At 55.2% G+C, this 11,891-nt stretch carries 12 protein-coding genes and 1 pseudogene; 1 reads left to right on the top strand and 12 read right to left on the bottom strand.

Annotated elements, in window-relative coordinates; genetic code table 11:
• Positions 1-234: 234 nt before the first annotated feature.
• The 12 genes and pseudogenes from KHU33_RS05330 to KHU33_RS05275 all read right to left on the bottom strand — a co-directional run bounded on the left by KHU33_RS05330 (position 235) and on the right by KHU33_RS05275 (position 11,393).
• Positions 235-723, bottom strand: a complete 489-nt coding sequence (locus KHU33_RS05330; protein ID WP_211461471.1) for a type II secretion system protein — start codon at positions 721-723, stop codon at positions 235-237.
• Between the two features lie 13 nt (positions 724-736).
• A complete protein-coding gene (locus KHU33_RS05325; RefSeq protein WP_211461470.1) occupies positions 737-1,141 on the bottom strand; it encodes a type II secretion system protein in 405 nt (134 codons plus the stop codon).
• 5 nt (positions 1,142-1,146) lie between these two features.
• On the bottom strand, positions 1,147-1,485 hold the full coding sequence (locus KHU33_RS05320; protein ID WP_329956028.1) for a hypothetical protein: 339 nt from the start codon (positions 1,483-1,485) through the stop codon (positions 1,147-1,149).
• 214 nt (positions 1,486-1,699) lie between these two features.
• Positions 1,700-3,274, bottom strand: a pseudogene (locus tag KHU33_RS26315) (type II secretion system protein GspD); the annotation flags it as partial.
• Between the two features lie 812 nt (positions 3,275-4,086).
• Positions 4,087-4,617: a hypothetical protein gene (locus tag KHU33_RS05310; RefSeq protein ID WP_211461469.1), complete on the bottom strand. Its 531-nt coding sequence runs from the start codon at positions 4,615-4,617 to the stop codon at positions 4,087-4,089.
• A complete protein-coding gene (locus tag KHU33_RS05305) occupies positions 4,614-5,330 on the bottom strand; it encodes a hypothetical protein (protein WP_211461468.1) in 717 nt (238 codons plus the stop codon). The genes KHU33_RS05310 and KHU33_RS05305 overlap by 4 nt, the downstream gene beginning before the upstream one ends.
• Positions 5,327-5,878 (bottom strand): PilN domain-containing protein, encoded by a 552-nt coding sequence (locus KHU33_RS05300; protein ID WP_211461467.1) that lies wholly within the window; start codon positions 5,876-5,878, stop codon positions 5,327-5,329. The genes KHU33_RS05305 and KHU33_RS05300 overlap by 4 nt, the downstream gene beginning before the upstream one ends.
• Entirely contained in the window at positions 5,875-6,660 is a 786-nt protein-coding gene (locus KHU33_RS05295) for a hypothetical protein (RefSeq protein WP_211461466.1), read from the bottom strand. The genes KHU33_RS05300 and KHU33_RS05295 overlap by 4 nt, the downstream gene beginning before the upstream one ends.
• Complete coding sequence (locus KHU33_RS05290) at positions 6,641-8,350, bottom strand: GspE/PulE family protein (RefSeq protein ID WP_211461516.1); 1,710 nt, start codon at positions 8,348-8,350, stop codon at positions 6,641-6,643. Before KHU33_RS05290 ends, KHU33_RS05295 begins: the two co-directional genes overlap by 20 nt.
• Positions 8,351-8,391: 41 nt before the next feature.
• Positions 8,392-9,582 carry a type II secretion system F family protein gene (locus tag KHU33_RS05285; RefSeq protein WP_211461465.1) on the bottom strand — a complete coding sequence of 397 codons (1,191 nt, stop codon included), beginning with the start codon at positions 9,580-9,582 and terminating at the stop codon, positions 8,392-8,394.
• Positions 9,583-9,624: 42 nt separating this feature from the next.
• Positions 9,625-10,086 (bottom strand): type II secretion system major pseudopilin GspG, encoded by a 462-nt coding sequence (gspG, locus tag KHU33_RS05280; RefSeq protein ID WP_211461464.1) that lies wholly within the window; start codon positions 10,084-10,086, stop codon positions 9,625-9,627.
• A gap of 53 nt (positions 10,087-10,139) precedes the next feature.
• Positions 10,140-11,393, bottom strand: coding sequence for a cytochrome-c peroxidase (locus KHU33_RS05275; protein ID WP_211461463.1), 1,254 nt, complete (start codon positions 11,391-11,393; stop codon positions 10,140-10,142).
• On the opposite strand from KHU33_RS05275, the gene KHU33_RS05270 reads away from it, so the two are divergent.
• Positions 11,392-11,562, top strand: a complete 171-nt coding sequence (locus KHU33_RS05270; RefSeq protein ID WP_211461462.1) for a hypothetical protein — start codon at positions 11,392-11,394, stop codon at positions 11,560-11,562. The two genes, KHU33_RS05275 and KHU33_RS05270, sit on opposite strands and share 2 nt — an antisense overlap.
• Positions 11,563-11,891: the final 329 nt, after the last annotated feature.

The following is an 11,891-nucleotide window of genomic DNA, read 5'->3' as shown; positions in this document are numbered from 1 at the left end:
TTTATTTTCCTCGACAATCATGTCGATGTTTTTTTGCAATCTTGCTACTCTAAACAGCTAGGGCAGGTGACGAATGACAACACAACCATACCACTACCATTTTCAATATATCCGTACGGCAATATTATGATTCATTAGCAATACCTTAAGTGTCTAACGCATAGATTTCTTTTTAACGTCAGATTTTTGCAACGCAACAAATTTTTCCCTCAAACCATATTGACTAAACCAGCCTCATGGATAGTAATAAAATAACCAATCGGCGTAGCGCTCCAATTGATTAAACGCTTCAAAGGGCGCCACGTATCCCACACGTCGGATAGGTCGATCCGGTGATGCGCTGTGCAGCCCCATGATGCCGCCCTCCGGGGCCAAGATCAGTACCCATTCACTGCTGCTGACCGGGTCCGAGTAGGCAGTACGCAGATAACGGCGAACGTCTGGATAGCGAGGATCCTTCAGAAGCGCGTCAAGGGTGAGAGGAAACCGTTTCTGGCCGGGCGGCGTGGCTTCGACGTACAACTGGATTGCGGTGCGATATTGGCGGCCGACATCGAGCAGGCGCTCCTCAGCAGCGCGGCGAGCCACCAGCGCGCTAGTCGTGGCGACAGCAGACGTCAGCAAGCCCACCATCGCAAGAAAGATCAACAGTGCCAGCAGCGCAAATCCATGCTGACGTGATGAGGACATCGGAGTACGCGGCCTCTGATCGGCGTGTTTCATTTTACTCATTGAGTTATAGCTGACCGAACCCGACGCCGTCACGTGTGGTGCCCTGCGCTCCGCTATGCAAGTCAAACAATTTGCCTAATTTACTATCTTCCGGAGCGATCAATATCCAGGTGGCGGCGCTGCTTGTGATTGGATCGACTGGTAGTGCCCGTAGATATTTTTTGCTGACCAATTCGTCGAGATCATCAGGATAGTGCCCGGTATCAGAATAGTACTGGTCGATCGTTTTGCGCACCACGCGCAGGTTCTCCTTCAGAATCACTTCCTTCGAATAATCGAGACTATGAAAATACTTCGGCACCGATATCGACAACAACAACGCCACAATCGACAGGACGACCAGCAGTTCGATAAGTGTGAAACCGCGTTCGCGTTGCCACGGCTGAATGCGATGCGAAATTTGGCGCATGACGATTACCATTTGCGGTAAGCGATGCCGTTGAGACCTATCGCGCTTGACAGCGAATAGACGTCAAATACATCAGCACCTTCAGCCGGGGCGTCGGGTTCACTGGCGTAGCTTCGTTTGCCCCACGTGTCGGCGTTGGCGACCGATGCGTCCGGCATGAGCGGGTCGCGCGGAATACTGCGCATGAAATAGATCTTGTGCTTGGCCGGGTCGCGCGCATCTTCGACGCCGCTCACCAGGCTATCCAACGTAGCGGGATAGCCACTGGCTCCCAGGGTGCGAGCGATGCGGCCGTTGTCATAAGCGCGCTTGTAATCGTCGATGCCAAGTCGGATCTCGCGCAACGCACGCTCTAGCGCCGCCTCCCGTGTGCGCTGCACCTCGACCTGCGCCACCGGTAACGCAATCGTCGCCAATATCGCAAGAATGGCAAGGCTGATCAGTAATTCGATCAACGTAAATCCACGCAATTGCGGCCACCGACCAGAGCATGCCGATATTTTGGGTGGGCGGAGTCAATGACAACGAACTACCGCCGACCACTGACGGTGTGATCGATAACACTTTCAGTTGAGTCGAGGTGATTGCTTTCAGCGGCGTTACATTCAACGTTACCAGCGCCGCCTGTCCAGTGGCGCCCGCAGCAGCACCGCTGCTACGCACGTCACTGATGAAAACCTGGCCGGTTGATGCATCGACCCGCTGCGTGAAAGTGGTCGCCGTGCCATCCGCGTTCAAAAACGTGCCTTCGGTGGCCCGATCAATCCGCAGTGCGGTCGGATCATAGCCAATGACAAGGTTTATTCCGCTTACGCCCTGGCCGCTGGTCAGAACCAACTGTTGCTGGGCGCTGGTGCCGACGACGCCTTGCGATGCGCCCACCCACGCCAATGCATTGGCATTGGCGCCGCCGGAGGCGCCAATGCCGCTGGTATCGGTCATTGCGCCGTTGGGGGCACTCACCGGGTTTCCAGCACTTCCAACACTACCTGTGCTCGCTGCACCTGCGGCAGCATTGGCAGCGGCTGCGCCATTCGCACTTCCCCCATTTGAACCTATGCCACCGCTAGGCCCGCTTGGCGTTGTTGAGGTCGCAGTGGGCACACTGCGGGCGCTGCTGTCGACCGGCGGGGTGAAACCGCCGCCCCCAGCACCATGCAAGCTAGACTCCGTACCACTCTGGAAGTCCAGCAAATGCGCCGCAGGTAACACGCTATTGCGTATTAAATGCGGGGTAATAGACAACACGATTTCTGTCTTTTTATGGTCGCCGTGATGGCTGGAGAATAATCGGCCAAGATACGGAATATCGCCCAAACCGGGGATCTTCGTTACCGCATCCGTATCGTTGTCGCTAATCAGGCCGGCAAGTATCTGATTTTCTCCATCCTTTAGCCGCAGTACTGTGGAGGCTGAACGTGTACCTATCTGGTACGCCACTGTGCCGGAGGTGGTCGTAATTTGGTTGGCAATATTACTAACTTCCAACGCCACTTTGATCGAAACCTCGCCGTCAATCGTTATCACCGGAGTCACTTCCAATTTCAAGCCGACATCAAGATATTGCACACTCTGCGACACAAAGCCAGTCGCGGTCGCCGTCGAGGTAATGTTCGGTACCCGATCTCCAATTAGTATCTTGGCTGACTCTCGATTCTTGACCCGAATACGCGGATTCGCCAGCAACCGGATGTCGGTATCGGTAGCGCTCAGGTTTATCGCTAGAGGATCGATGGTCGCTCCTGTCGTGCTGGCGTTTGCGTGAATCAAGTTTGCCAACGTTACTGTGCCGCCGCTAGTCGATGCCAGTGGGGACAGCGAAAGTTTTGCTGGATAGCTGACGCCAAGGTCTTTGAGTAGATTGCGATTAATTTCCAGGATTTCAACTTCCAGCATGGTTTCTGGTGTTGGCAGATCGGCCATCGAGACAATCTTCTCAGCCATATCGATCGCGTCCGGCGTATCCCGCATAACGATCATGTTTTGATTCTTGTCGACAATCAAGTCACGTGTTTTCAGAATGGTCTTCAACGTGTTGGCAAGCTGCTCGACATCCGCGTTCGCCGTGTAAAACGTGTGCACGCTCAACGCCTGATAGTCCTTCTGCTTGGCGGGTAAATTGGGATAAATCATGATGGCGTTGCGGCCGATTGTGCGTTGCTCCAGCTGGTTGGTCATCAGAACCACCTCCAGCGCTTCCTTGACGGTCACGCCCTTCAAGAAAACCGACGTCCGCTGGTCGCTCTTGATATCCTTATCGAGTACAAAATTGATGTCAGAGGTGCGTGACAGTACTTCGAACACCTGCTTGAGCATTGCATCCTTAAATTCGATCGACAGCTTGCGGTTTAAGGCAGCCTGCAATTCAGGATCTACCGTGGGCTTGGACACCTTGTCCATCAACGCTTTTATCAAGCGTCGGCCAGCAGCGTTGTAGGGATCTTCTGCCAACACCGCGCGCACAATACGGGTTGCCGCGTCGTAGTCCTTGGCGTCAAACGAAAACTGCGCATCCAGCATCAGCTTTGCCAACTGCCCGTCACGATCAATTTTTTCCAGTTCCGCAGCGGCACGGCGATTATCCGGATCAAGCACCAGAATCCTGCGCAGCAGTTGGGTACGTTCGCCGGTTGATGTCGACGTCGACTGCTGGCTCAGCCAGTGGTTAATGGCACGTTCGCGCAAGCTAAGGTAAGTCACTCGCAACTGCGCATCCTGAGGATTCTTAGTTAATGCCTCCTGCAACTGCGCCATGCTGTCTTCAATCCGCCCCTCATCGAATGCCTTACGGGCACTTTGTTGCACAGCGATCTCACCGCAGGCAGCCATCGAAGCTGTCAAGGCGAAGAGCACAATGGTGCGACTGCTTGTCTGCAACAAGGTAGCTGTACGCGGTAAGGCGGCGAAAAAGGTGGAACAGCGGATGCGGCCGAAATTCATGTAGGTCATTCAATCTGAAGAGAGGATTGCTCATGCGTCGGCAGATACTCAAAGGTAATTGCCGAGGCCGTAATGGAGACAACCTTGTAGTCGTCGCCAACGGCGTCAGACGCCTTGACGATGAAGGTGGTGTCATTTTTTTCAAGGAATACCGTCCAGCCTTTGCCGCTGTCCTGCTTACCGAGATACTTGAACGGCAACTCGCGCGGGGCTTCTTGGATTGGCGCAGCGCTTGCCACTTGCACCGGTGCAAAGGAGTGTGCTGCGAACAGATTGGCATGAGGCTCGCCGGTATCGCGCCCGATCAGTGACTCGCGCGGCAGCACTGCCAGCAGCGTCGCGGATGGCAGCGGCGCTGGCACTTTACCAGTAACAAGTTGGCCAACGGCGGCAAGAGCAACAGGCGATGCGAGGCTCTTTGGCTGCTCTCGAGCCAGAGCAGGCGCAATATCAGCGTTGGGCGTACGGTCACCGAATACGGCTATGCTTGCAGCGGCTAAGAACAATATGGCAAGAACCCAATGGCGGCGCGTCATCGCTTAATCTCCCCTGGAAGAATAGCGACAGATGACAATCCGGCCGCGTCAATGACACCGTGCGACACCGGAGTAGCCAACGATAGTGGCTTAGCCGGCTCTATCTCCGTTGCGGCCAACCCGGGGCCCTGCGTTGTGGGCAGCAAATACAACGTAAAGCGCACCTTTGCTTCCACACCGTCGGTAGCCACTGCCTCACGCCGGAACTGGATAGCATCCAGTGCCGCAAACGGCAGCTCTAGCAGCACGTCTTCACAGAAAGCTTGCAACGCCGGGTAAGTACCTTTTACGGGGAGCGTGATTTCATACGTAAGAAAACCGCCTTGCGGGCTGTTTGCGGCACGATACTCACCTTCGGGCAACGCAACTGCGTGCCGATGTGCGATCGCAAAAATCGTCTTGATATATTGCTCCGTGCGCTCTGTCTTGCCTAATGTATCGGTGAAGGCCTGCTGTCGCTGTGCCGTCTGGCGAGGCCCATCGGTGGCCTCCTTGGAGGCTTTGTCGTGACGCTCACGAATCCAATCGCGAATGTCTTGCGCCATCTGCTCTCCAAGGCGTCGCTCCCAGGTCACGCCGACTGTAAAATATGTAATGCCCAGCGTAAGCAGCAGCATACCGATCCAGTGCAGCAAGCCCGCCCGCCTGAAAAAGAGCGACAGCTGCAGTACGATATGACGCGGAGAGAGCGATTTCAGTGAAAGCGATTTCATTTGGCCGCCTGCCCGCTTGCTGCCAGCGATAGCGCCACTGAAAATCGAAGGACATTGTTGGGATCCTGGACATCTAACTGGTGTCGCTTCATGCTGACTGCCGAAAAAACGGGTTGCTGTTTGAGATTCACGACATAATCCAGCATGGCCTCCGACGATGCGGCCTCAGCGGTCAGCCGCAACAACTGATGCTCCGGATCCGGGTCCAACGCCAGCAAGGCAATCTCCGGCGGCGTGGCGGCTTCGATCGCGTCGAACAGGTCGCGCCAAGGCAAATTCAAATGACGCACCGCCTCGTTAATAGCGGCGATTTGCGCAGCGCTCAATACCAGAGTTGGCGCACGACGAGTCGAGACTGACGCCGAATCCTTTTGCTGCTCCGTTGCCAATCGTACCTGCATCCGCTGATAGTCTCGCTGCCAGCTATTGGCGTGCCATAGCGCGCCACCCATCAGGACCAGCCCGGAAAAAAACATGATCAAACCGAACGCGGTTGCACCGAGGCGCTGGCGTCGTGCGGGCGCGAAATCGATCGGCAGCGACTTCATGCTGGATACTCCTGTGCCAAACAGTCCGGGCGCAACGCCACAATGCTGACATCAGCGACGCGCAGACCATGCAAGTTTGCCATCGCACCGGCGCTATCCTGGCTGATATACAACGTTGACGGCAATGGCCGGTCCCAGCGCAACGATTCACGCAGCAACAATGCTTTTAATGCATCCATGGTTACCGGTGGCGATCCGACGGATAAATTGACAGCGGCAATGTGGCCACCGGCACTTGCAGCGAGCAGCAGATGCCCTGCCCCGATCCGCGCCAACCACCCGCCTGAGGCGCGCATGCGACGTGCACAATCATTCCAGACCCAGACACTTTCCGGTTTCATCCCACCTGAATACCAGCCGCCCGTCTTTAACTCAGTCAGCGCCGTTGTCATCAAGGCGCGCGGCAAGGCACAAACGAGGAAAGGCCGGCCAATGGCCCAATCGGCTTGCATCACCCAGTCCACCGCCCTATCGCCAAACAGCGTCGCAAAGCGTAAGGTGGCAATCGTTTGCAGATCAGAAAAACTAGCGACCTGTTCGGGCGGCGTCACGATGAAATAGCGTGCCAGCCGGTCGGCGATGACGATAGACACTTCCCGGCCGCGCGGCACATGATCTGACAACAGCTGCCGCACACGGGGTTGCAAGGCGCTTGACGCGATCTGGGCGGCATAGGTGATAGTCGCCCTGACACGCCAAGATGTACCCCGGGTACGCGCCGCCAAGGTAAGTGTGTCGACGCCGACCGTCAGTCGGAAGCGCTCAGGATTGAAGAGTGACACGTTTTACCTCTTCCAATGTGGTGATCCCCCGCCGAGCCAAGTCGAGTGCGACTTCGCGCAGGCTACGTGTACCGTGCCTGGCAGCGGCGTCCTTGATCTGGCGTACCGGGGCTTTTTCGACGATCAACTCACGGATTTCATCGTTGAGCGACAATATTTCCGCAATCGCCGTACGCCCCTTGTAGCCGGTACCGCGGCAATCACCGCATCCCGTTCCGGCGCGTAACCGAAAACCGCTGACATCGGCCATCGACATGCCGAGACGTTCCAGCTGCGCCGCATCCGGCGCGACATCGACAGCACAGTGCGGACAATTATTGCGTACCAGCCGCTGAGCCCAGATGCCGTTCAAGGCGGAGACGAAAGCATAGGGATCAATCCCCATGTGGGTAAAGCGGCCAAACACATCGAACACGTTGTTGGCATGGACGGTGGTCAATACCAAGTGCCCGGTCAACGCCGATTGCACGGCAATTTCTGCCGTCTCCCGATCTCGGATTTCACCCACCATGATCTTGTCCGGATCGTGACGCAAAATCGAACGTAGCCCGCGCGCGAAAGTCAGTCCTTTTTTGTCATTGACCGGTATTTGCAAGATGCCCGGAAGCTGATATTCGACCGGATCTTCGATGGTGATGATCTTGTCGCGTCCGTTATTCACTTCGGTCAGTGCGCCATACAACGTCGTCGTCTTGCCGGAACCGGTCGGTCCTGTGACCAGCAACATACCGTAGGGTTCATCCGCCAGCCGACGCAGAGTACGCAGCGATTGCTCATCGAACCCCAGTGCTTCCAGCGACAGCGAGCCATAGGACTCAATCATTGCTCGTTTGTCGAGAATCCGGATCACCGCGTCTTCGCCGTGGATACTCGGCATGATCGACACGCGCAAATCTATATCCCGACCGCCGGATTCAACCCGAAAGCTGCCATCCTGCGGCGTACGGCGTTCGGAAATATCCAGTTCGGCGAGTACTTTTAGCCGCGAAATGACTTGCCCGGCCAATTCGCGCCCGCCGATCGAACGAGCGTGATCCAGCACGCCGTCGATACGGTATTTAATGGTCAGACCCGAGGTTGTGCTTTCGAGATGGATATCGGAGGCGGCGGCCTTCAGTGCGTCATACAGCGTCGAATTAACCAGCCGCACTGCTGGGCTGGAGGCGACATTCAGGGACGCAAAGGACAACACTTCAGCCGAACGGCCGTCGCGGTCGCCATCGCTTCCATCGGCGACAATATTATCGACCGCTCGGACAAATTGCTCCTGCTTGCTTAAATAAGCCTGGATATCTGCCCGTAACGCGAGATGAAACAGCAACGGCTTGGGACATCGAGCGCCGAGCCAGGTCTGCAGATCGGCGTCAAACGGATCGCCGATTACGGCTAACACGCTGCCCGCTTGTTCTAGCAGCACAACTTGGCGCTGCATGGCGTCGGCCAGCGGCAATAGAGAGAACAATGGCGTCGTCAGATCCATCTCGGCTGTTTCAATCACCGGCCAACTGAACATGGCAGCTAGTGCTGCCACCGCTGCGCGACCTTGTTCCGGATAACGGTCTTCAATCTCGGCCATGACCGATCGGCCAGCTATGCGCGCAGCGGCACGCAAGTCGCGCAAGACAGTGGCATCAATAAACAATCCAGTTTCCGGATTCGATATTGCTGCGGCATTATTGGTCTGCGGCATAAACGTTGCCGTCAGCGCGACAGAAGTAGGATCAAGGAAGGTCATTGCAGTGTCGTCGCCAGGTCAAAGATCGGCATATATAGCAAGACGACGATGCCACCCACCACCAGCCCGATGACCATCATCAGAATCGGTTCGAACGCCCTGGTAAAACGGTCGATAAAGCGCGTGATATCACCTTCATAGAAATTCGAGGCCTGGATCAGCATGTCGCCCAGTTGACCTGAGCGTTCACCCACGCGCAGCATCCTGTAGGAGATGGCAGTTGTCAGTCCGCACTCCTGAAACGAATCGGAAAACAATGCCCCCGATTCGATCGCCAAGCGCGCCTGCTGCAATTGGGTCAAGACGCGGCGTGAAACCACACCCTCACTCATCGCCAATGCCGAGACAATTGGAATGCCGCTCTCGAGCAGCATGCCTAGCGTCAAATATAAGCGTGAGGTTTCATAGAGACGAATGCGCACTCCTACGCCGGGTAATCGCGCGGCCCCCCGTGACAAAGCGCCGGAGCGAGATAACTGCCAGAACAATCCGGCCAGCGCCGCCAGCAAGAACAAGGTTGTGCCAGCGACGGTCGCAGCATGGGCTGATACGAATGCACCGAATTTCAACATCAACGCAGACATCAAAGGCAATTCACGTCCGGTGTCCTTGTAAATCGTGGCAAATCGCGGTACTACGTACCCTCCCAGAAAGGCCGTCACCGCCGCTCCGACTACCAATAGGATGACTGGATAGATGGAGGAACTGATGATTTTGTTGCGCACAACATCAACCCGCTGCTGGTAGATGACGTAACGCGCCAATACTGACGGAATATCGCCGGTGCTTTCCGCTGCCTTCATCAATCCAACCAACAGCGGCGGAAAGACATCAGGCAATGCAGTCAATGCATCGGAAAAGCGGGATCCGTCTCGAATGGTGTTGATCAGGCGTTGCAGGACCGTGCGCGATTCACTGGCGGCATCTTTCTCAATGAGACCTTCAAGCGCCTCCATCAGCGTCAGGCCAGCGAGCAATAAGGCATGCAATTCCTGGCAAAACAACAGCACCGAAAACTGGCGCCGACGCCAACGCAGGCCGGACATCCGCTGGCCGAGCGCTTGCACGGCAACAATTTGCAAAGACTGGCTTTCCAGCTGGCGTCGGGCATCGGCCTCACTGGCGGCCTCAACTGTGAGACGCGACAGTTGGTTTGCCGGTGACAGAACTCGGATATCGAAACGCATGGGAAGGACGGAGAAGGAGTCGTGTGGAGTGGGCTGATGCGGCTAAGGCAGCACGATATCGGCGTCTTCGCCCGTGCCGCCCGGTTGTCCATCCCGGCCATAACTCACGACTTCCATCTCACCACGCGCACCAGGTGTACGGTACAAATATGGATGTCCCCAGGGGTCAAGGGGAATCGCAGTCTTCATATAAGGGCCATTCCACTTGGCGGCATCGTTCGGCGGCGCCACCATCAGCGCTTGCAATCCTTCTTCATTGGTAGGATAACGTCCGATATCCAGCCGGAACGTATCCAATGCCTTGTCAAACGCGCCCATCTGACTTTTAGCGACGGTCACTTGCGACTTGCCAACCTGGGAGAAATATTTGGGCCCGACGTAAGAAGCCAGCAACCCGATAATCACCAGCACTACAAGCAATTCCAGCAACGTAAAGCCGCGTGCACGCCGCGGCGACGAAACAAAGTGGGCGTTTGACGGGATAAAAGAATATCGGATAGGCATGGCACTCAAAAAAGAAAGATCAAGGGTGGGATGGCATGACGTAAGCGGCTTTATCAGAACTGGCCAGGCAATCGATATGTCTTACCGCTTGTGACCGGAGGCAGCATCTGTTCTGCCACCCGTGACGCTTTCCGCTGTGCCTCTGTGGGCATCAATGCTTTCAACGACTCGGGACTGCTGGTCAACGATTCGAGGAAGGTGATTAAATCCTGGCGCTCTGGCGGGGTCAGTAACAGCGGATGGCCCTGCTCATTGCTGCGATAAAACACTTCCAGATCGACAGCCTCAGCCAATGTCTTCACGCTACCGTCATGCATGTAAGGCGCCGTCATCGCAACATTGCGCAAAGTCGGCGTACGAAACGTACCGATATCTTGTGGCTGCAATGTCACCACAAAGCGCCCTAATTCGGCAAAATCATCATCTGTCAACACGATGTCGTCGATCGGTACACCGCGTAATTTCTCGGCCGACAGTTTTACGGTCAACTCGGCAAGGCGCGGCGCGATCTGATTCAAGCCAACTGACAAAGCGTGAAATTCGTTGTCAGTAAAAAGCGCGTTTCCCTGATCAATTGTGTGGCACTTGACACATGCCGCCGCACCGACGAACAGCTTGTAGCCACGCAGTGCTCCGTCCGACATCGCATGTGCGTCAGCACCATAGCGGTATCGATCAAACGGTGAATCACCCGCAACCAAGGTTCTTTGATAAGTCGCCAGCGCACTTACCACACTATCGATCGTGATATCGGTAGCCGAGCGTGTGTTGAAAACACGCTTGAAATCCGCCAGGTAGTCCTTATCGCGGCGAATCACCGCCAGCACCGCCTCGTGATCCGGCTGCCCCATTTCTCGTGGATTGATCAATGGTCGCAGGGCCTGATGTTCAAGTGTGTCCTCACGACCATCCCAGAACTGGGTCGGGTTATAGCTGACGTTCAACAAGCTTGGTGCGTTACGGGTTCCCAATTTGTTTCCTACGCCACGCGACACATCCAAGCCATCAGCAAAGTATTTGTCTGGCTGATGACAACTGCTGCAACTATGCAGACCATCTGCACTCAGCCTGTTGTCGTAAAACAGCTTAGCGCCCAGACTTGCCAGCCGATCATCATTGACTGGGACGTTGGAAGATATTAGGGTGCTTGGCGAATAGGGAGACGGCGGCAAGCCCAGCAAGCGGTTGAGACCTGGTTGAATGGCGGTGGCGAAACTTTGCGAATAGGCAATCGGTAAGGAGGTGCCTAATACACAGGCCAGTCCGACAAGCGCGCGACGGCCACACATTTTTCCGAAGAGGTTCATGCTTCTCGCGTCGCCGCTTCTCTGCTCTGACCAAGTCTTCTCGCGCACAGGCAGCGAACGTAAAGAAAGCCAAGAATTATTAATTAAATATGCAACATATAACAAACTACTACAAAAAGTGGCCGAAGTTTATCATGGGGAACTTATTGCCATTCAATTTTTGCCATAAAACAACGTTGTATTTGAGCAACATCAGCTTTCCGCGCCACAGAATGTTGTGCATTAAATACGTATATCATGCCCGCAAATTTTTACTGTCCCCTTCCTTCCGGGAACAAAGAAATCTCTTGATATCCAGAGTAGCGGTCAGACAGATCGGTACAACAATTCCGGCATTTTGCGAGACCTTGAGCCGGCGTGCATAGTCATTTTGACCGTACCCCAATAAACAGTCGCATTTAAAAGTAGAATTTCCGACGTGATTTTTCATTAGATGAAACAGGAGTCATGTCGTGAAGAAAAGCAAATTTACCGAGCAACAAATCGCATTTGCGCTGA

The organism is Collimonas silvisoli (assembly GCF_018305005.1).
GTDB lineage: Bacteria > Pseudomonadota > Gammaproteobacteria > Burkholderiales > Burkholderiaceae_D > Collimonas > Collimonas silvisoli.
This window is presented reverse-complemented; position numbering and strand designations above follow the sequence as displayed.